Raw genomic sequence first — 20,800 nt, forward strand, 5'->3', positions numbered from 1 at the left:
GGTGAAGCGAGCAGTACTTTACGTTGTTATCTTTATCGTCTTTTTTTCAGTCAGTCTTTTAATGGGATTACCCGTTTCTTGGGTGTTACAGCAAGCACCAACCGTGAGAGGACTAGACATTCAGGGTGCCAATGGCTCTGTATGGCAAGGTCAAGCTTCTAGTGTTCGTTGGCAGCGCCAGAACCTTGGAGAAGTTAATTGGGATTTCCAATGGTCGAGTCTACTAACTGGTAAAGCTGAGTTTGCCGTACGCTTTGGTCGTGGTAGTGAAATGGACGTTCGTGGTCGCGGTTTTGTTGGTTATAGCTTGAGTGGTGGTCCTTATGCCAAAAACTTAGTTGCCTCGATTCCGGCAGTAAAAGTTGTAGAGCAAGCTCGTCTCCCTGTGCCTGTCGGCGTTGATGGGCAACTTGAGTTAAATATTCGTCATGCGACTTATGCCGCGCCTTGGTGTAAGAATGGTGAAGGCACTTTGGTATGGAATGCCAGTGGTATTCAAAGCCCTGTTGGTAGCCTTGAACTCGGCCCTGTGATTGCCGATCTAAACTGTCAGGACAGTGTGTTGAAAGCGACTGGTGAGCAAAGCAGTAAACAAGTCTCAGCGGCGTTCTCAGCAGAGCTTATGCCTAATCAGCGATACTCAACCAAAGCCTGGTTTAAACCAGGAGCTGAGTTCCCATCCAGCATGAGTGAGCAACTGAAATGGTTGGGCAAGCCGAACCCTCAAGGTCAATACGAGTTTAATTACCAAGGTCGCTTCTAACCTATCGCGACAAAAACCAAAATTCTCAAAGAGCTGCGATTGTGCAGCTCTTTTTGCTTTTGGATCATAGTAGGCGAAACCCTCTATTCGCTGTACAAAGATCGTGGTGATAATGAGATTTAATTATAAGGTTATGATTCTAAGGGGTTTATTTTCTTGTGTTCAGCACTTTAAGCGATTGGAACATAGTAGGCCAAATGTTCCTAACGCTGTACAAACAGGTCAAAAAGAAAAGGCCACGAACATATTCGTGGCCTTTCAATTGCTAGTACTTAGGCGCTAACTTTACGGATAGAGCGCTTAATCTTTGCGTTGTAAAATCTCATTCCAAGGTAAATCCGCGTCACCAAGCACAATAAAGTTTGGGTTCTCTAGCGTTTCCCGCTCGTTATATGACAGCGGCTCCAATTGCGTGCTGAGAATGCGACCGCCCGCTTCTTCAACAATGCACTGTGTCGCGGCGGTGTCCCACTCACCTGTTGGGCCTAGTCTGAGATAGCAATCCACAGCGCCTTCTGCAACAAGACACGCTTTTAATGCCGCAGAGCCGAGCGGAATTAAATCGTAATTCCAAGCACTGCTCATGCGGCTAGTGATGCGATTGATGTCTTGACGGCGGCTAATAGCAATCGCGATGCTTTGCCCTGGCTGCTCGTGTTTGTGCGTATGGATTTTTACGCTGTCCGACATATCGGGAATTTTCCAAGCACCTTTGCCACTATAAGCGTAATAAGTCACGCCAGAGACAGGGCCATAAACGACCCCCATGGTTGGTTTGTTGTTGTCGACCAGTGCAATAATAGTCGCAAAGTCGCCGCTGCGAGCGATGAATTCTTGAGTACCATCGAGAGGGTCGACTAACCAATACCGTTCCCACTGAGCTCGTTGCTCGAGGCTGATGTCTGCGTCTTCTTCTGACAATACGGGAATGTCGGGTGTGAGTTCACTCAAGCGTTCTGTGATGAGCTTGTGAGCCGCGATATCTGCGCTCGTTACCGGAGTCTCGTCACTTTTTGTGTAGGCCTCGTACTGTTTTTTTTCATATATTTCGAGGATCATTTGCCCGGCACTACGGGCAATTTCGATGACTTGAGGAAGCAGGTGAGATAGATCTTTTGTCATTGGCATAAGTGATAGTCCTTACTCACAGTATTATTCGGTTCTCATGACCGTTATTGGTTATGTTTGTGAGTGGTGTTTGGTAAGTGTTTCAGTGCCAACATTAGCGCGGTGATGCTTCGTGCTTCACAGAAATCCATGTGAGTTAATAACTCTTCGGCTTGCGCAAGTGGCCAACGCACAATTTCCAGAGGCTCAGGCTCATCGCCTTCTTGCTTCTCTGGATAAAGCGCCTGTCCTAAAAATAGAGTCATTTTGCTCGAAAAGTAAGACGGCGCGAGGATAACTTGTTTCAACGGAGTCAGCTGATTGCAGCCAAAGCCGATTTCTTCTTTTAACTCTCGATCCGCAGCTTGGTGTGGGGTTTCACCTGGATCAATCAACCCCTTCGGGAAGCCCAACTCGTAGCGTTCAGTCCCAGCGGCGTATTCACGTACCAGTAATAAATCGCCTTGCTCAGTCACAGGAACCACCATCACCGCATCGCGCCCACTTGGCTTCATGCGTTCATAAGTACGGTGTTCACCATTGGAAAAACGAAGGTCGAGCGCTTCCACGGCAAACAGTTTGGATTTTGCGACCGTTTGGCATGAGAGTATCTCTGGTGGGGTCCGTTTCGACATGGCGCTGGCTCCTTGGTGTCGTTGGCGTTTACGAGATGCGTAAGATTCTTAATATATGAGAACTCCGCCTGAGTTTCTAGCGGATTTTACGGGCAGAACTAAGCATCTCAAGGTTACCTCAGTATCGATACAAAAATGGGAGACCGAAGCCTCCCATTTTCTGACCGTATTTACTCTTAGTAGTAAGAGTGATCACCACGGTCATGTTCTGTTGCATCACGAACTGCGGTGAGTTCACCAATGAATTGGTTTAGCAGTTCTTTCTCGATGCCTTCTTTTAGTGTTACGTCAACCATAGAACAGCCATTACAGCCGCCACCAAATGCAACAATAGCAATGCCGTCTTCAGTGATCTCAACCAAGTTTACGTGACCACCGTGGCCAGCAAGCTGTGGGTTGACTTGAGTTTGGATAACGTATTCAACGCGCTCAACCAGTGGCGCGTCGTCCGCAACTTTACGCATTTTAGCGTTCGGAGCTTTTAGCGTTAGCTGAGAGCCCATTTTATCGGTAACAAAATCGATTTCAGCGTCTTCAAGGAATGGCAGACTTAGCTCATCCACGTAAGCTGAAAAACCGCTGTAAGGGATTTCAGTGTCGGTCGCTTCTACTGCTTCTGGTGGGCAGTAAGACACGCCACACTCAGCGTTTTGTGTACCTGGGTTCACAACGAAAATACGAATGTTAGTCCCTTCAGGCTGTTGACCTAAAAGGTTAGCGAAATGCGTTTGCGCAGTTTCTGTAATAGTAATATTTGACACGACGAATACCCGAGTAAATTTGTAGGTTACTGCTGCTATTCTACTCTTGTTGACGTATGGGTCTAGTCTTTTTGATGCTAAGGCATGGCGAAGCGATCTAGAGAGAACGAGGAGCAGGTGTTCTGCAGATGCAGTAAATATCGATGCTTTCTACGCCAACTTCAAGTAGTAAATGACATAATTGTCGGACGGTACTGCCTGTGGTGACCACATCATCGACGATGGCAACGTGGGAAGATGGCGGTCGCTTATTGAGAACAAACGCGCCTTTTAAGTTTTGTTCACGGCTCGCTTTGGTATTGCCGCGCTGTGATTGGGCGACTCTGACCCGGCGAAAGACCTTCGCATCAAAATTGGTCTGCAATTGCTTGGCGAGGTGTCGGGCTAAAACATCACTTTGATTAAAGCCCCGGCGCAGGTAACGCTGCCAGTGCAATGGCACACTGGTAATGATTGGAGCTGGCGTGGTGATGCGCTGTGCCAGTTGCTCGGTTAATGCTTTTACATGCCAAGACTCTCCGTGATCTTTAAAGAGTTGTACTTCCCGTGAAAGGGGAAAGTCGTAATCGCCTAACGTGTATAGCCTTTGCCATGGCGGTGGCTCTGAAAGACATTCACCACAAATACTATCCGTACTCATTTCTTCTTTCTGTAATGATAAACCGCAGCGTTGACATCGTTTTACCGGAGTTAGGTATTTTAAACAGTGCTCGCACCAGCGCAGAGTATTTGTGTGGCTTGGTGTGTGAATAGGGAACCGACACAGACCGCATTGACTGCTCAACACGCGATGCATGATGTTTTGCCAGTGATGAGATAACATAGCGCTTATTCATGGTGATATTTTACTCAGCCTAACGCTTGGCTGATGGCGTAGGGAATAAAATAAGTGGGAGAGATTGAGAGCATGAGCACGAAATTACATTGGCAGTCGTTTGGTGAAGGACCTGATCTGGTGTTGTTACATGGTTGGGGTATGAATGGCGCGGTTTGGCAGCAAACCGTCGAATCACTTCAAACCGATTTCCGTGTTCATGTTGTTGACCTTCCGGGCTATGGACACAGTGCCGAGCATCATGGTGAAGATTTAGACCATATTGCTAACTTGGTCGCGCAAAGTGCGCCAAAGAAAGCGATTTGGCTTGGCTGGTCCCTCGGAGGCTTAGTGGCGACGCATGTCGCATTAAACATGCCCGAGCGTGTGACTAAGTTGATCACCGTAGCCAGTTCACCAAAATTTGCCGCAGAGAAGCCTTGGCGCGGTATTCAACCGAATGTACTGAGCGCGTTCACCTCTCAGTTGTTAGAAGATTTTTCACTGACCATTGAGCGCTTTATGGCGTTGCAAGCGATGGGCAGTCCATCTGCACGCAAAGATGTGAAACAACTCAAGCAAGCGGTACTGTCGCGCCCTCAGCCAAACCCTGAGTCGCTGTTGGTTGGGCTAAACATCCTTGCTGATGTGGATCTGCGCGATGCATTGACGTCTCTTTCTGTACCAATGCTGCGTCTTTATGGTCGTTTGGATGGATTGGTGCCGATTAAAGTGGCGAATGATTTAAGTGAACAGTTACCTCATACTCAGCAGTTTGTTTTCAATCAGTCCTCTCATGCGCCCTTTATGACCGAACATGACGAGTTTTGTGCCCAAATTCGAGAGTTTGCTCACGATTAGTCAAATACAAGCGGAAAAAGCTCAAGCTGTTTAAAAAGTGGTCGATATAAAGGTTGGTGAGGTTTTATTAGCCAATAAAGCTAAGCCATATTGACGAGTTGGGCGACTCTGAGGAGGGTTCGCAATGATTGTGTCACCGACCAACGTAAGTGTGCCACTGATCGCCCCATCCGTGAATGTGCAGACGGAACAAGCAGCTCGCGACAATAAAGTCCGAGAGCCTGTGACGCCAACGGTCGCATTGGCCAAAACCAATGCAGAGCGAAAAGTAAAAGGCGATGACAAGCGCCGACGTCAGTCTTCTTGGGATCCTTCAGAGCATCCTGATTATGACATGGAAACAGAAGTCGACACGCGTTATCAAGAAGAGCCGGAAGATACACTAGAACGGCTTTTTAGTTTGCTTGCGCTCAAGTCGTACAGTGAAGACCAAGGTAAGGGCTACGCAATTCGTTTTCGCTTACCAAAGCGCATTTTGGATGCTGCGATCAATGAAGGATTAATGGAAAAGCGCAGGAAGGTGATCAAGTTTCATTATGGTCATGCAGTCGCTCCCCATACCCCGTCAGAAGTGATAGCAGTATTATGACGACTCAATATCCTACTCAAACAAAAACGCTCCAAGCAGATTGAACTGATTGGAGCGTTTTCTTTTTAGCTATGAAAGCTCGTTAGCGGTGAGCCTAGGCGAGATTACTTTTTCGCTTTAGCAAACGCCGCCGCAAAAGCACCGCCCATTGCACTGTTCGATGAAGACTCATCGCGGCGAGGCTGACGACGTTGCGGTTGGTCATTACGACGTGGCGCGGCTGAAGAGCGTTGGCTACGGTTATCTTGACCCGGCTCGTCGTTCAAACGCATCGATAGACCAATACGCTTACGCTGTACGTCCACTTCCATCACTTTTACTTTGACGATGTCACCTGCTTTCACGACTTCACGTGGATCAGAAACATAGCGGTCAGTCAGCGCAGAAATGTGGACCAGACCATCTTGGTGAACGCCGATATCGACGAAGGCACCAAAGTTGGCTACGTTCGACACCACGCCTTCGAGGATCATGCCCGGTTCTAGATCAGAAACTGAATTTACGCCTTCTGCAAACGTAGCGGTCTTGAATTCAGGACGTGGGTCACGACCCGGTTTATCCAGTTCTTTGATGATATCGGTAACCGTTGGGACACCAAAGTGTTCATCGGTATAGTCCACAGCGTGTAAGCCTTTGAGGAATGCTGAGTCACCAATCAGTGCCTTGATGTCTTTGCTGTTTTTCTCAGCAATTGCTTTGACTACTGGGTACGCTTCCGGGTGGACCGCTGAAGCATCAAGTGGGTTCTTGCCGCCCATAATACGTAGGAAGCCAGCACACTGTTCGAACGCTTTAGGACCCAAGCGAGGTACTTTCTTCAACGTCGTACGTGCTTCGAAGCGGCCATTTTCGTCGCGGAAGTCGACAATGTTCTGCGCGATGGTGCTTGATAAGCCTGCTACGCGCGTTAATAGTGCGGCAGAAGCCGTGTTCACATCAACGCCAACCGCGTTTACACAGTCTTCCACAATCGCATCTAGGCGTTTTGCCAACATAGATTGGCTTACATCGTGCTGGTATTGACCCACACCGATCGATTTCGGATCGATTTTCACGAGCTCAGCCAATGGATCTTGCAAACGACGCGCAATCGACACTGCACCACGCAGTGATACGTCCATATTCGGGAACTCTTTCGCTGCGAGTTCAGAGGCCGAGTACACTGATGCGCCTGCTTCGCTGACGATGATTTTCTGAACTTTTAGGTTGCCGCGTTTGATTACGTCTGCGACAAAGCTATCGGTTTCACGAGAAGCCGTGCCGTTACCAATCGCAATTAAATCCACGTTGTACTTACGCACTAACTGGTCAACGATTTGCGCTGATTTGTCGTATTGTTTTTGCGGAGGGTGAGGGTAGATGGTTTCCGTAGCCAGAACTTTACCCGTGGAATCGACAACCGCGATTTTTGAACCGGTACGCAGACCAGGATCGAGACCAAGTGTTGCACGAGGGCCTGCCGGCGCCGCCATCAACAAATCTTTTAGGTTGGTCGCAAATACTTCAATCGCTTCAATTTCAGCACGCTCTTTCATTGCGCCCATTAGCTCGGTTTCCATGTGCATCGATACTTTGATACGCCATGCCCAGCTGATCACTTGTTTGCGCCATGCATCTGCTGGTGCGCTACTTAACGTCACGCCATAATGGTCGGCAATGATGGTTTCACAGTAAGATTGGCGAGCGCCTTCTTCCTGCTCTGGGTCAGCGTTCATGGCTAAAGTCAGGAAGCCTTCATTGCGGCCGCGCAACATCGCAAGTGCACGGTGAGAAGGGACTTTGCTCAGCGGTTCGTTGTGATTGAAGTAATCTTTGAACTTCTCACCTTCTTGCTCTTTTCCTTCAACGACTCGTGAGACAAGTTCCGCATTACGATTTAAGTGGTTACGGATTTTTTCCAGTAAGTTTGCGTCTTCAGCAATGCGTTCCATGATGATCGCACGGGCACCGTCTAGGGCGGCTTTGGTATCTGTGATGCCTTTGTCGGCATCAAGATATTTGCTTGCTTCGCTTTCTGGCTCGGTTTGCGGATGATTCCACAGCATGTCAGCTAGCGGTTCTAGGCCGGCTTCAATGGCGATTTGGCCTTTAGTGCGGCGTTTAGGTTTGTAAGGTAAGTAAAGGTCTTCAAGACGAGTCTTGCTATCGGCTTGAATAATTTCTTGCTCAAGCTCAGGCGTCAGTTTGCCTTGCTCTTGGATCGATTTGAGAATGGTTTGACGGCGATCATCCATTTCACGAAGGTAAGACAGACGGCTGTCCAGAGTACGCAGTTGGGTATCATCAAGGCCACTCGTCACCTCTTTGCGGTAACGTGCAATAAAAGGGACGGTGTTACCGTCATCAATTAGGGTGACAGCGGCGTTGACTTGCTCAGGGCGAACATTCAGTTCTTGAGCAATCATACGACAGATAGCTTGGCTCATCCGTGTTTTCTCTTTCAATTCGGTTTGGGTTGTATAGAACATTGGGGTCGTTCGAAGAATTTGCAATGTTTTAAATTAACGAGACAAAAATTTACCGGGCGCTGGTGGACATCAGTCAGATTTGTGTCAAAACTGTAATTAAATTGAGAACTTATATCCGCAACTATCGACTAACCTATATCCACGGTTATTGATATAACTAAATGTACCTCGGCTTATACGGATAATCATGATGAAAAAAATGTCTTTGGCGTTAGCGCTTACGAGTGCCTTACTTGTCGCCCCGCTTAGTTGGGCACAATCCATATCAGCAACCACACAAGACCCTGTATATCAGCTTGATGACAAGTTGGTGCTTGGACGAGTGGAGAGCGTTTACTACAGTGATATTCCAGAGCTAAAAGCGGTACCATTTATTGGCAAGATTGATACTGGTGCTGACACCACGTCTATGCATGCAGAGAACATCCATGTCAGTAGCTCTCATCCCGACTACCAGAACTTGAAAGACAACGAGTTGTTGTGGGCGATTGTCGATGATTTAGGTGGGACGAAGGCGAAGTGGGATGCCGATACTTTTAAACCATATCAAGTGAAGGTGAGCTTTACGGTTCCTCATCCTTACACAGGAAAAGAAATACAGATTACCGATGATCTAGAGCGAGTGAGCGCCATTCGTAGTCGAACAAGCAAAAAGCCTATTTTACGCCCGACGATAAAAATGCCGATGACGATTGCAGGCCACACCGTTGATACAGAAGTGAACCTGACCAAGCGCACGCAATTCTCTTCTCCTATCTTGATTGGTAAAACCTATCTCGATAACAATGCGTGGGTATTCGCTGGCTACGACTATCTTCAAGAGCAACCAAGCGCAAAAATGATCGGCAAAAAAGAGACGGTTGAAGTTGAGGGAGTGCCATACAAGATCAGCATCTCAACCACCAGCCGCTACACCAACGTTCACGCACTGGATATCAAGGTTGATAAAAAGAACAATGCAGTTTCTTTCACGCTAGAAGGTGAAAACGGCAAGCGCCACCCAATGACGTTACCTTTGGTACGCATGCTGAAAACCACCAAAAGCGAGCGTCCGTTGGTCTACTTACCAGTGAAAATTGACGAAAACGAAACCCAACGTTGGTTAGTCTATTTGCGTGACCGCAGTAAGTTCAGTTCACAAATTCGCTTGGGTCAGGATGTCGCGAGCCAACACTTTGTGATTGATACCGACAGAGAAAACCTATTGGGCGGTGTTGAAAAAACGTTCAAGAGCGCACTCAAGTCAAAGCCCCTAGTGATTTCACCGGAAGAACAAGTCACCATTGATGGTTATACCGTTCCTGCTTACCCCACGTTTACGGTGAAAACGCCATTACTGCGTGTAAATGGCTTTGAAGTAACAGAAAAAGGTAAGGATGAATCTGTCACGTTTTATTTAATGAACGATGAGGGTAAAGAAGAAAAAATTACCAAGCCTGTGGTGAAAAAACTCAAAGTGGGTAGCACTGTGCGTCCCGTTGTTGATGGCGATTTCCTTTTCGGTAGCAAAGAGACATCAATGGAATTTGCACTCGATGTGCTAGATGAAGACGAGACGCAACCATTTTTCGTTTTTGGTCATGACATCGCCAAAGGCGGTGTGCTGCTGAATACTCGCGCCGACCATTTACTAGATGCAAGACCGCTTTTCAAAGCCGGTCATATCGAAGTGGCTGAAGTGGAAGGGATGTCTTTCCCTGTTAAATTGGACACTGGTGCTGACGTGAGCTCGATTAATGCCAAGGACATCAAGCGCTTTCAAAAAGACGGTAAAGATATGGTGAGCTTTACTTATGAAAACGATCTAGGCATGACCAAGGCGTTTACCCGTGAGGTGGTGGATGTCATGCGTATAACGGCCAAAAAAGGAGAAAAGGCCAACGAACGGCCGGTAGTAGAAATGCACGTTAAGCTTGGCGAGTTAGAGAAGAAGATCCGAGTCAATTTGCAAGACCGAGGTCGCTTCCATTACAGCATGATTTTAGGTAAAAACTTCCTAAAACATGGCGCGGTTGTTTCGAGTGATACGAATTACATCGTGACGCAAAAACCAGATTACGAAAAGTAGCACTCTGGCCGCCTTATTATCTTGATACCCAAAGCCCGAACGAAGCCAGTGCTTTGGGTATATCATCTCCTTAATGCTGCTCAAGAGCGGCATTTTTTAGTTGAGATAGGAGTTAACTTGAAAACTAAGCTGATTACCCGTGAAGGTTATAACAAACTCAAACAAGAGCATGATTACCTTTGGAATGAAAAGCGTCCTGAAATCACCAAAATCGTCACTTGGGCGGCGAGCCTGGGCGATCGCTCAGAAAATGCGGATTACACCTTCAACAAACGTCTGCTTCGTCAGATCGATCGTCGTGTTCGATTTCTTCGCAAGTTTCTGCCTGAAGTCACGATCGTTGACTATTCTCCGCAGCAAGAAGGCAAAGTCTTTTTTGGTGCTTGGGTTGAAATAGAAAATGAGGCAGGAGAGGTGAAGAAGTTCCGCATAGTTGGGCCTGAAGAGATTTATGGAGATGCGAAAGACTACATCTCTATCGATTCACCTATGGCGCGAGCGATGTTGAAAAAGCAAGTGGATGAAGAATTCACGGTACGCACCCCAGAAGGTGAAAAAGAGTGGTTCATTAACTCGATTGAATACAACAAACCAGCCTTGGAAGACTGAGGCTTTATCACTGATTCAAGTCTCTTGAAGTTCACTAGAAGTGACTTGAGTCTCAACGTCAGCTTATTGGATACAAAGGCATGGTGCCTTTATCGGAGAAGTAAAATGAACAAAGCAGTCATGTGTAGCGCTGCACTAACAATAGGATTCTCACTCTCAGTTTTTGCTCAAGATGAAGTGAAAGGCTGTGACGCCAAAGAGTTAGCGGTAGAACAGCAGCTTGAGTATGCGAAAGCACAAGGTAATGAACATCGAATTAAAGGCTTAGAACAGGCACTTACCGCTATCCAGAATGAATGTTCGGAAGGTGAACTGCGTCAAGAACTGCAAGCGGAAGTGGACGAAAAGGCGCGAGACGTTGAGGAGCGTGAGCAAGAATTAGCGGAAGCGCAGCGTTCAGGGAAAGCAGACAAAATCGAGAAAAAACGTCACAAATTGGCTGAGGCACAGCAAGAGCTGCTTGAGGCCAAACGTGAACTGGAATGGAATTATGGTCAATAGTAGGTGCTGAAAATACCTGCTAGAGAGAGAATAAAGCGCTTAAGATAAAAAGAGTAACAATTTGCTTGAGCACGTTAGGAAAAACAGTGATACATTTTCGACAATAGATGCTTCTGAAAGGATGTTTCAATGCAAGAAAATCATAAAATTTTAGTGGTTGATGACGATGCTCGTTTACGTGCTCTATTGGAGCGTTACCTTTCTGAGCAAGGTTTTCAGGTCCGAAGTGTCGCCAATGGTGAACAGATGGATCGCCTACTAACGCGCGAAAACTTTCATTTAATGGTGCTAGACCTAATGTTGCCAGGTGAAGACGGTTTGTCGATTTGTCGTCGTCTACGCCACGCGAACAACATGCTGCCAATCTTAATGCTCACCGCGAAAGGTGATGAAGTGGACCGCATTGTGGGTCTGGAAGTGGGGGCGGATGATTATTTGCCAAAACCATTTAACCCACGTGAATTACTCGCTCGCATTAAAGCCGTACTACGCCGTCAAACCGTAGAGTTGCCGGGTGCGCCAAGCACCGAAGAAAAAGTAGTGGAGTTTGGTGAGTTCCGACTCAATCTAGGCACACGCGAGATGTTCCGCGGTGACGAGGCAATGCCACTGACCTCAGGAGAGTTTGCTGTCCTGAAAGCGCTCGTGACGAATGCGCGAGAGCCGATGTCACGAGACAAATTGATGAACATGGCACGTGGCCGTGAATATTCTGCGATGGAACGTTCTATTGATGTGCAAATCTCACGTTTGCGTCGCATGTTAGAAGACGATCCAAGCAAGCCACGCTACATTCAAACCGTGTGGGGGTTAGGTTACGTTTTCGTCCCAGATGGCAAAGAGGTGTAATCTCCTCACTCAATAGCCAGCACTTGGCTATAGCAACTTCAGCCTTCAAGTCCTTCCCTTCGAAGGCTGAAATTTCGCGATTAGGACCACCAGGAACGTTCCATGCGCATCCGAAGTTCACTGACACAATCTATTCTGCTGTTCATCTCTTTGCTTCTCGCTAGCCAAGTTTTCTCTTACTACGCCGTTTTTAACTACGCGTTGATGCCGAGTTTGCAGCAGTTCAATAAAATTCTCGCCCATGAGCTCAATTTGGTGCTTGATGATGAAGGGCCATTAAAATCTGATGCACCGCTGAGACGTCAATTATTAGAAAGGCTGGGGGTGACGGTTCACAGCCTCGACAGCGATAAAGCGGTTGAGTTTCATCACGCGATGTCGATTGATTTGATGTCTGAAGAAATGAGCCAAGAGCTAGGTTCGCCCACCGAAGTGCGCTTATTGCTTGGCGATGAAAGTTACATCTTGTGGATGCACATCGAAAAGTTGCCGAACTCCATCATTCGTATTCCTTTATCTGAGCTGCAAGAAGAAGATTTTGCACCGCTATTTCGTAACAGCTTGATTATGGCGCTGCTGATCATTGCTGGTGGTTGGTTGTTTATTCGTTTACAAAACCGCCCACTTTTGGCTTTAGAGAGAGCCGCGAAAGACGTCGGTCGAGGTGAAATCCCGCCACCGTTGGCAGAAAAAGGCGCATCGGAGATTCGCTCTGTAACCCGAGCGTTTAATCAAATGTCCAAAGGCATTCAGGAGCTCGAAGAAGATCGCGCCCTATTAATGGCGGGGATTAGCCATGACTTGCGAACACCGCTGACGCGCATTCGCTTAGCGACAGAAATGATGTCTCCCGAGGACAGCTACCTTGCTGAAGGGATCATTAGCGATACGGAAGAATGTAATGAGATCATTAGTCAGTTTATGGACTACCTCAAACCGGTGAACAAAGAATCGTTTGAACCTGTGGATATCAGTACTATTGCCAGTGATGTCGCCAGTTCGGAAGGTGGTTATGAGGCTGAAATTGAAACGGATCTTAATCCTAACCTTCCACCAGCCAAAGGAAGCGCCATTGCGATTAAACGGGCGATCAGTAATTTAGTTGTCAATGCACTGCGTTACGGCAATGGCTGGGTCAAAATCAGTACCGGTGTGACGGCAGATAAGCAGCTAGTGTGGATATCGGTAGAAGACAACGGACCGGGTATCGAGCATTCTCAAATCGCAAAATTATTTGAACCCTTTACGCGTGGTGATACAGCTCGTGGCAGTGAAGGTACAGGGCTTGGGCTGGCGATAGTGAAGCGTATAATCAGCCAGCACTCAGGCTCTGTGGTGATGCGTAATCGCAGTGAAGGCGGTTTAATCGCTCAAATCAGCTTTCCTACCAAGTAAGTCGGTGACTGTACCATTTAAAACAAAAAGCCCAACCTAAACAGGTTGGGCTTTGCTTTTCTCTACAATCTTATTAAGACTCTTTCACTTCTTGAGGAAGTTCATCTTCGTCTTCCAGTTTCTCTGGCAGAAGTAGGTTTAAAATGATCGCTGTGATACCACCTGCAGCAACGCCAGTGGAGAAAATACTCTTAATAAATTCTGGCATGAATTGCAGAATCTCTGGTTTTTGCGCGATACCAAGCCCCATTGAGAAGGATAAGGCCATGATCAGAATTGCGCGGCGATCGAGCTCAACACGAGAGATAATACGCACACCAGCGGCAGCAATCGTACCAAACATGACAATCGTTGCGCCGCCAAGTACTGGCTCAGGAATCAGCTGAACAAAGCTAGCGACACCAGGAAACAAGCCAAGAATTACTAACATGCCAGAAATAAAGTAACCCACGTAACGGCTCGCAACCCCTGTTAGCATGATGATGCCGTTATTCTGGCTAAAGGTGGAGTTCGGGAAACTGTTAAACACGGCTGCGATTGCAGAGTTTAAGCCGTCTGCTAACACACCACCTTTAATGCGTTTCATGTACACAGGGCCTTTGACTGGCTCGCCAGACACTTCGGATGTGGCGGTAATATCGCCGATGGCTTCTAGTGCGGTAATAAAGAAAATCAGCACCAGCGGAATGAACAGAGACCAGTCAAACGATAAGCCATATTGCATTGGTACGGGCAGTGCTACGATCTCGGTTGTGCCTAGCTGAGAAGTATCTACCATTCCCATAAAATACGCCATGATGTAGCCTACCAGCATCGCAATCACAATCGAAGCCACACGGATGTATGGGTTTTTCGAGCGGTTTAATATCACAATTAAGCCAAGTACCGTTCCAGCGAGCGCAAGTTTGTCTAAGCTGCCGAATGTGCCTTCATTTAATGCTGCGTAGCCACCGCCCATTGATACTAAGCCGACCTGAATCAGTGTGAGACCGATAAGAGTGACGACAATGCCTGAAACGAGCGGAGTGATAATGCGACGGGCATGCTCTAATACGCGAGATAGGAAAATCTCTGCAAATGATGCCACTAAAATCGTACCAAAAATGGCTGCCATCATGGTGCTGATGTCTGCTCCACCTGCTTTCAGCGATAGGCCTGCACCAATAATAGGACCTAAAAAGTTAAAGCTGGTGCCTTGAACAGAGAGTAAACCAGAGCCAATTGGGCCAAAGGTGCGAATTTGAATAAACGAAGACACGCCTGACGCAAATAAAGACATGCTGATGATGGTATTCGTTTGGTCTGCTGGTACACCCAAAGACTGACAGATGATCAGTGACGGAGTGATAACCGCGACGAACATCGCCAATAAGTGCTGAAGTGCGGCAAAAATGGTTTGAGGCAAAGGTGGTCGATCATTGAGTTGATAGACCAGTTCCGAAGATCGGTTTGAAGTTGTCATTGTTTGTCTCGCTAGTCGCAATATATTCCCAGATCTCGCTGAGTGGGAGAGCAGGGTGGAGTTGACGTCGTTACCTGTGATTGCTGTTAATCAGAGTCAACTCAGGTTGGTGGAGTGTGATTCAACACACTTAAAAAATTTGTGCGCGATTATAGAGAGATTTATCTAAAAAGCAAACGATTGCTTTGGTTTTTAGCGTATTAAAAAACGAGCCATTTGGCTCGCTTTCAATTATTACGCTTTGGAGTAAATATCCCGCTCACCCAACCAGCGATCGATAATCGCTGTTGCGTTAGTCGGGTAATTGTCATGAATATGACGCGCAATACGCTGAACTTCGGGAATCAGGCGTTGATCTCGAACTAAGTCTGCAATTTTGAAATCAGCAAGACCAGTCTGCTTTGTACCCAAGAGTTCGCCCGGACCACGAATCTCTAAGTCTTTCTGTGCGATGACGAAGCCATCGTTACTTTCACGTAGTACTCCCAGACGTTTTTGCGCGGTTTTCGACAGTGGGGAGTGGTACAGCAGCACACAATGGCTAGCAACGGAACCTCGGCCCACGCGACCTCTCAACTGGTGTAATTGTGCCAAACCAAGACGTTCAGGGTTTTCTATGATCATCAAGCTAGAGTTTGGCACATCCACGCCAACTTCAATAACCGTCGTTGCGACCAGCAAATGCAGTTTATTGTCTTTGAAATCTTGCATCACCGCTTGTTTCTCTGCCGGCTTCATTCGGCCGTGTACTAGACCAATTTTTACGTCCGGTAGCTTACGTTGAAGTTCTTCAGCGGTATCTGCCGCGGCTTGCGCTTCTAATACTTCCGACTCATCAATCAGGGTACACACCCAATATGCCTGCTTGCCTTCGTTTAAGCAGGCATTTCGGACACGCTCGACGATGTCGTCACGTTTTGTATCTGGAATGGCAACGGTTTGAATCGGCGTTCGACCCGGTGGCAGTTCGTCAATCACGGAAGTTTCCAGGTCGGCGTAAGCGGTCATCGCTAAGGTGCGAGGAATAGGCGTTGCCGTCATGATCAACTGATGTGGGTAGGCGCCTTGCTTTGCACCTTTTTCACGTAATTCTAATCGCTGATGGACACCGAAGCGGTGCTGTTCATCAATGATGACCAAAGCAAGGTGATGAAATTCGACGTGCTCTTGGAATAGCGCGTGAGTACCCACTACCATTTGCGCTTCACCACTGGCAATGCGAGCCAGCTCGGCTTCCTTTGCTTTACCTTTGAGTTTGCCCGCTAACCAACCGACTTGAATGCCCATTGTTTCAAACCAGTTGGCGAAGTTGATCGCGTGTTGCTCAGCCAATAGTTCGGTTGGTGCCATGAGTGCCACCTGATAGCCGTGCTCAATGGCACGAACGGCGGCCAAAGCGGCAACCAACGTCTTCCCCGAACCAACATCACCTTGCACTAGGCGCATCATTGGGTGGGGTTTTTCTAAATCGGTTTCAATCTCTTGTACTACTCGGGTTTGAGCGTTCGTAGGAGAGAAAGGCAGTTGGGCTAAAAGCTGTGTTTTTAATTTATTACAAGGACCGAGAGGTAACGCTGAATCCTTCTGGCCTTTGCTACGCACCGCCAGCATCGATAAGTTTTGTGCGAGCAACTCTTCCATGATCAAGCGGATTTGAGCAGGATGTTTGCCTTCGTCAAACTCATCTAAATTAATGGTTGGTGGTGGGCGATGAATGGTGTGCAGCGCTTGCGACATCGTGATTTGATGGTTATACAGCCCGGCTGGAAGTAATTCCTGCACTGCGGTTTTATCAAGCAGCGCTAAAGCTTGTTCGGTAAGGTTGCGCAATGTGATTTGGCGTAAACCATCTGTAGTGGGATAAACAGGGGTTAAGCTCTGTTCTACATCGGGCTTTTGATCGCTGACGTAAAACTTGTAGTCAGGATGAACAATTTCCAAGCCCATGCCACCGCGCTTAATTTCACCGTAAGCATGTACTAACTTACCTTGTGTGAAATTGTTCTTCATGGCCGCGGTAAAGTTGAAAAAGCGCAGCGTGATAGTGCCATTACCGTCGCTGATTTTTACCGTTAACATTTTGCGCTTACCGAAGATGGTATCGACTGCCATGACCTTGCCTTGCACGGCCGCCCAAAGGCCAGCATGCAGTTTAGCAATAGGATAAATACGGGTACGATCTTCGTAGCGCAGTGGAAGATGAAACAGCAAATCTTGAACGCTATGTAAGCCAACTTTGGCGAGTTTTTCTGCGACTTTCGCGCCAACTCCAGAAAGAGAGGTTAATGGGACGGCAGATAACATTTGGGCGGACATAGAGGGCTCAAGAAAATGGTTAACATAGCAGTATGTTAACCATGGAGCTGTGTTTTTGTACAGGAAAAAATAGTCATGCTTTAGTTAGTGTCATGATTTGACTGATAACCTATCATTCCGAGGAGCTTTAGCGACATCAGGATTCTATTTCCAACAAGTATGTCGCTGAAGTTAACACTACCAGCATCTGTATACTCCAGAATTAGATCTTGAATCACGCCCCTTCGCCGCTGTTCAGGATGACGAAAGTCTGTTACTTGCTTTGCATCTCTTGCCACCACGCGTCATCGGCGATGATTTGACCTTCTTCATCGAGTGGTGGGTAAACGAGCCCTTTTCGTTTCGCGACTTTTGCCAGAACAGGGTGACCACGTTCAAAGAGAATACGGTTGATTGTCTCTTTAGGCAGAGCGCTTTCTTCTCGGTCGTACATGCCTGCGGCTTCACGTTGACGTTGCGCTTCATACAAAATTACGGCACTGGCAACCGATACGTTGAGTGACTGCACCATGCCCACCATTGGGATAATAATGTCTTGATCGGCAAGCTGTTTGGCTTGCTCCGAAGCGCCAACCTTTTCGCTGCCTAAAATGATTGCCGTTGGTTTGGTGTAGTCGATTTCGCGAAAATCGACGGCGATGTCCGAAAGATTGGTCACCAAAACCTGCATACCTTGCGCTTTGAGTTCGGTAATCGCAGTTTCAATCGAATCGTGAGTATCCACTTCAACCCAGTTACGCGCGCCTGCTGAGGTATGGCTCAGCGTACGCATTTTGTCTGGCCAAATTGCGTGAACTTTGTGTAAGCCTGTCGCGTCAGCGGTGCGGATCACGGCAGAGACGTTGTTTGGCTTATGTACTTCTTCGAGACAAAGTGTTAGATCAGTTTGGCGAGTTTTTAGGACTTGGTGAATACGGTTGTAACGTTCTAGGTTCATATTTATTGAGGTATAAAAAATCGCCACCTAACAGAGTAGGTGGCGATAGAGGTTAGTTCTTTCTGCGTCTGACTCGGGTTGCTTGAGGCATTGCCTTAATCTTACGCATGATACCAGCAAGGTGAACACGATCTTTCGTCGTCAGCAGCACTGTCACAGTGTATAAACGACCATCACGTTCTTCCGTTGAAAGACCATGAATGTTTGACCCTGTTTTCGAGATCACGTTGGTCAGTTCTGCAAGAGCACCTTGGTTGTTAAGCATGTCGACTTTAAGTTCAGCAATGAACTCTTTATCGTAGTCGTCAGACCAAGCGACAGCCATATAACGGTCTGGCTCTTTCTGATAACCACGAACGTTCGGACATGTTTCTCGGTGAACAACCAAACCACGACCAGGCGATACGTGAGCAATAATGTGATCATCTGGGATTGGATGACAACAATTTGCAAACGTCAGCAATAAGCCTTCTGCGCCACGAATCGGAAGCTTCTTCTTCGAGTCCGTTGGGATTGAGCTTGTTGTCGTGAGCTCTTCGGTATCACCAAGGAGACGACGTGCGATCACAATGCTCATCAACTCACCCAATCCAATAGCTGCCAATAAATCATCGATGCTTTCTAGGCGAAGATCATTCAAGACTTCTTGGATATTTTCTGGATAAATTGAATCAATCGAGTGGCGGCCAAGTGCATGATTAAGTAGGCGACGACCTAAAGTAATCGACTCTTCACGACGCATCGTTTTCAGTACTTGACGAATCTTAGTGCGGGCACGAGAAGTCACGACATAGTTCAGCCATGCCGCATTCGGACGCGCACCAGGGGCACTGATAATTTCCACCGTCTGACCGTTTTTCAATGCCTTACTCAATGGGTAAGGGTTACGGTCAACACGAGCACCAACACAAGAGTTGCCTACATCGGTATGTACGGCATAGGCAAAGTCGACAGCCGTTGCGCCTAAAGGCAATTCAACGATACGACCTTTTGGTGTGAAGACGTAAATCTCATCTGGGAAAAGATCGGATTTTACGTTTTCAATGAATTCGAATGAGTTACCCGCGCTTTGTTGTAGCTCTAACAGGCTTTGCATCCAACGCTGAGCTTTCACTTGCGCAGTGGTGCCAGACTTGTCGCCTTTGTCTTTGTAAGACCAGTGTGCCGCGACACCTTTGTCCGCCATTTGATCCATATCTTCAGTACGGATCTGAACTTCAACAGGTACGCCGTGTGGGCCAACCATGGAAGTGTGTAGCGATTGATAGCCGTTCGCCTTTGGTACTGCGATGTAATCTTTCATGCGACCAGGACGTGGCTTATACAAGCTGTGTACTTGGCCTAAAACGCGATAACAAGTATCAGCGGTATCAACAACGACTCGGAACGCATAGATATCCATGATGGTGTGAAAGCGCTGTTCTTTGGTTTTCATCTTGTTATAGATAGAGAACAGGTTTTTCTCACGACCAACGACGCGAGCATTCAAGCCGAAATCTTGCAGACGGCCTTCTATTTCGCTGTGGATGCGTTGGATCATCTCTTTACGATTGCCGCGTGCCGCTTTTACCACTTCTTTTAGTACGCGGTAGCGGTTGGGATATAGCGCTTCAAAGCCCAGCTCTTCGAGTTCGGTTTTGATATTGTGAATACCAAGACGATGAGCGAGTGGCGCGTAAATCTCTAACGTTTCACGAGCAATACGACGCTTTTTATCTGGTCGAAGCGCGCCAAGCGTACGCATGTTGTGCGTGCGGTCAGCCAGTTTGATCAGAATGACGCGGATATCTTGCACCATGGCCAGAACCATCTTACGAAAGTTCTCAGCCTGAGCCTCTTTCCTATCGCGGAATTTGAGTTTGTCCAGTTTAGATACACCATCAACCAATTCTGCGACAGTGTTGCCGAATTTCTCTTCGAGATCTTCTTTAGTTACATCACAGTCTTCGATGACGTCATGCAGCAAAGCAGCTTGGAGGGTTTCGATATCAAGGCGCATTTCGGCCAAGATACGAGCCACAGCGACAGGGTGGATGATGTATGGTTCACCGCTAGAGCGGGTTTGCCCTTCATGGGCATCTCTCGCTACCACATAAGATTGACGCAGAGCCTCAATCTGAGGCTCTGTTAGGTATTCTTGGGCAACGTCTTTGAGGCTATCGAATAGATACAAATTATAGGCCCGGGAGGTTGTTGAATTCTAAAGTCAGAATTAACGGTTGTGAGCGATGCTGCTTACTGCCGCTAGCTCTGCCGCTTCTTGCTCTTGCTGTTCTTGACGTTCACGAGCGTCTAGAACTTCTTTAGTAATTAAACCTTCTTCGATTTCGCGTAGAGCGATAACCGTTGGCTTATCGTTCTCTTCTGGCACTAGTGCATCTTTACCGCCAGTTTGCATTTGACGAGCGCGGCGAGCCGCAATCAGTACTAGGTCGAAACGGTTGCCAACTTTTTCAACAGCGTCTTGAACAGTTACGCGTGCCATGAGGACTCCAAATAGTTAACTAAAATTTTAGAATGACGAGAAAGTATACAACCTAACTACTTTATTTACTAGCAATTAGACAAGCCACCGTTTGTGGACTTTCTCAGGTAGTTTATTGTGTTTTTCGCACTGAGCAAAAAACGAAAAATTCTTTATGTTTTACAGCGTGACTTTTTTGAA

Annotated in this window: 18 protein-coding genes; 8 read left to right on the forward strand and 10 right to left on the reverse strand. The window is 47.3% G+C overall.

Going from position 1 to position 20,800, the window contains the following annotated elements; translation table 11 throughout:
• Nucleotide 1: 1 nt before the first annotated feature.
• Complete coding sequence (locus LIX84_RS12670) at nucleotides 2–763, forward strand: type II secretion system protein N (protein ID WP_226421447.1); 762 nt, start codon at nucleotides 2–4, stop codon at nucleotides 761–763.
• Nucleotides 764–1,063: 300 nt separating this feature from the next.
• Here LIX84_RS12670 and cysQ read toward each other — a convergent pair whose 3' ends face one another.
• The 4 genes from cysQ to LIX84_RS12690 form a co-directional block, all read right to left on the reverse strand.
• Entirely contained in the window at nucleotides 1,064–1,891 is an 828-nt protein-coding gene (cysQ, locus tag LIX84_RS12675; RefSeq protein ID WP_005394972.1) for a 3'(2'),5'-bisphosphate nucleotidase CysQ, read from the reverse strand.
• 44 nt (nucleotides 1,892–1,935) lie between these two features.
• Complete coding sequence (nudE, locus tag LIX84_RS12680; RefSeq protein WP_005394971.1) at nucleotides 1,936–2,505, reverse strand: ADP compounds hydrolase NudE; 570 nt, start codon at nucleotides 2,503–2,505, stop codon at nucleotides 1,936–1,938.
• A gap of 176 nt (nucleotides 2,506–2,681) precedes the next feature.
• Nucleotides 2,682–3,266: a Fe-S biogenesis protein NfuA gene (gene nfuA / locus LIX84_RS12685; protein WP_006741794.1), complete on the reverse strand. Its 585-nt coding sequence runs from the start codon at nucleotides 3,264–3,266 to the stop codon at nucleotides 2,682–2,684.
• A 97-nt stretch (nucleotides 3,267–3,363) separates the two neighbouring features.
• A complete protein-coding gene (locus tag LIX84_RS12690) occupies nucleotides 3,364–4,089 on the reverse strand; it encodes a ComF family protein (protein ID WP_226421448.1) in 726 nt (241 codons plus the stop codon).
• Nucleotides 4,090–4,173: 84 nt separating this feature from the next.
• On the opposite strand from LIX84_RS12690, the gene bioH reads away from it, so the two are divergent.
• Both bioH and LIX84_RS12700 read left to right on the forward strand, forming a co-directional pair.
• Nucleotides 4,174–4,941, forward strand: coding sequence for a pimeloyl-ACP methyl ester esterase BioH (bioH, locus tag LIX84_RS12695; RefSeq protein WP_006741796.1), 768 nt, complete (start codon nucleotides 4,174–4,176; stop codon nucleotides 4,939–4,941).
• Between the two features lie 124 nt (nucleotides 4,942–5,065).
• Nucleotides 5,066–5,530 carry a hypothetical protein gene (locus LIX84_RS12700; RefSeq protein ID WP_005379316.1) on the forward strand — a complete coding sequence of 155 codons (465 nt, stop codon included), beginning with the start codon at nucleotides 5,066–5,068 and terminating at the stop codon, nucleotides 5,528–5,530.
• 104 nt (nucleotides 5,531–5,634) lie between these two features.
• On the opposite strand, the gene LIX84_RS12705 is transcribed toward LIX84_RS12700, so the two are convergent.
• Nucleotides 5,635–7,956, reverse strand: a complete 2,322-nt coding sequence (locus tag LIX84_RS12705; RefSeq protein WP_226421449.1) for a Tex family protein — start codon at nucleotides 7,954–7,956, stop codon at nucleotides 5,635–5,637.
• A gap of 229 nt (nucleotides 7,957–8,185) precedes the next feature.
• On the opposite strand from LIX84_RS12705, the gene LIX84_RS12710 reads away from it, so the two are divergent.
• The 5 genes from LIX84_RS12710 (at nucleotide 8,186) to envZ (ending at nucleotide 13,420) form a co-directional block, all read left to right on the forward strand.
• Entirely contained in the window at nucleotides 8,186–10,066 is a 1,881-nt protein-coding gene (locus tag LIX84_RS12710; protein ID WP_104971142.1) for an ATP-dependent zinc protease family protein, read from the forward strand.
• Between the two features lie 117 nt (nucleotides 10,067–10,183).
• On the forward strand, nucleotides 10,184–10,675 hold the full coding sequence (gene greB / locus LIX84_RS12715; RefSeq protein WP_005394962.1) for a transcription elongation factor GreB: 492 nt from the start codon (nucleotides 10,184–10,186) through the stop codon (nucleotides 10,673–10,675).
• Between the two features lie 105 nt (nucleotides 10,676–10,780).
• Nucleotides 10,781–11,176: a DUF1090 domain-containing protein gene (locus LIX84_RS12720; protein ID WP_005394961.1), complete on the forward strand. Its 396-nt coding sequence runs from the start codon at nucleotides 10,781–10,783 to the stop codon at nucleotides 11,174–11,176.
• 129 nt (nucleotides 11,177–11,305) lie between these two features.
• Nucleotides 11,306–12,025, forward strand: a complete 720-nt coding sequence (gene ompR / locus LIX84_RS12725; protein ID WP_005394960.1) for an osmolarity response regulator transcription factor OmpR — start codon at nucleotides 11,306–11,308, stop codon at nucleotides 12,023–12,025.
• A 102-nt stretch (nucleotides 12,026–12,127) separates the two neighbouring features.
• Nucleotides 12,128–13,420, forward strand: a complete 1,293-nt coding sequence (envZ, locus tag LIX84_RS12730) for a two-component system sensor histidine kinase EnvZ (protein ID WP_047009400.1) — start codon at nucleotides 12,128–12,130, stop codon at nucleotides 13,418–13,420.
• A 73-nt stretch (nucleotides 13,421–13,493) separates the two neighbouring features.
• Here the strand turns inward: envZ and LIX84_RS12735 are convergent, their stop codons facing one another.
• The 5 genes from LIX84_RS12735 to rpoZ form a co-directional block, all read right to left on the reverse strand.
• Nucleotides 13,494–14,882, reverse strand: coding sequence for a uracil-xanthine permease family protein (locus LIX84_RS12735; RefSeq protein ID WP_046874138.1), 1,389 nt, complete (start codon nucleotides 14,880–14,882; stop codon nucleotides 13,494–13,496).
• A gap of 234 nt (nucleotides 14,883–15,116) precedes the next feature.
• Nucleotides 15,117–17,198 (reverse strand): ATP-dependent DNA helicase RecG, encoded by a 2,082-nt coding sequence (recG, locus tag LIX84_RS12740; RefSeq protein ID WP_226421450.1) that lies wholly within the window; start codon nucleotides 17,196–17,198, stop codon nucleotides 15,117–15,119.
• 253 nt (nucleotides 17,199–17,451) lie between these two features.
• Nucleotides 17,452–18,135, reverse strand: coding sequence for a tRNA (guanosine(18)-2'-O)-methyltransferase TrmH (gene trmH, locus LIX84_RS12745; RefSeq protein ID WP_226421451.1), 684 nt, complete (start codon nucleotides 18,133–18,135; stop codon nucleotides 17,452–17,454).
• A 52-nt stretch (nucleotides 18,136–18,187) separates the two neighbouring features.
• Nucleotides 18,188–20,308, reverse strand: coding sequence for a bifunctional GTP diphosphokinase/guanosine-3',5'-bis pyrophosphate 3'-pyrophosphohydrolase (spoT, locus tag LIX84_RS12750; protein WP_005394948.1), 2,121 nt, complete (start codon nucleotides 20,306–20,308; stop codon nucleotides 18,188–18,190).
• A 39-nt stretch (nucleotides 20,309–20,347) separates the two neighbouring features.
• Nucleotides 20,348–20,620, reverse strand: coding sequence for a DNA-directed RNA polymerase subunit omega (rpoZ, locus tag LIX84_RS12755; RefSeq protein WP_005379346.1), 273 nt, complete (start codon nucleotides 20,618–20,620; stop codon nucleotides 20,348–20,350).
• Between the last annotated feature and the right edge of the window lie 180 nt (nucleotides 20,621–20,800).

Origin of the sequence: Vibrio sp. E14, from assembly GCF_020515785.1 — a bacterium.
Taxonomy (GTDB): domain Bacteria; phylum Pseudomonadota; class Gammaproteobacteria; order Enterobacterales; family Vibrionaceae; genus Vibrio; species Vibrio diabolicus.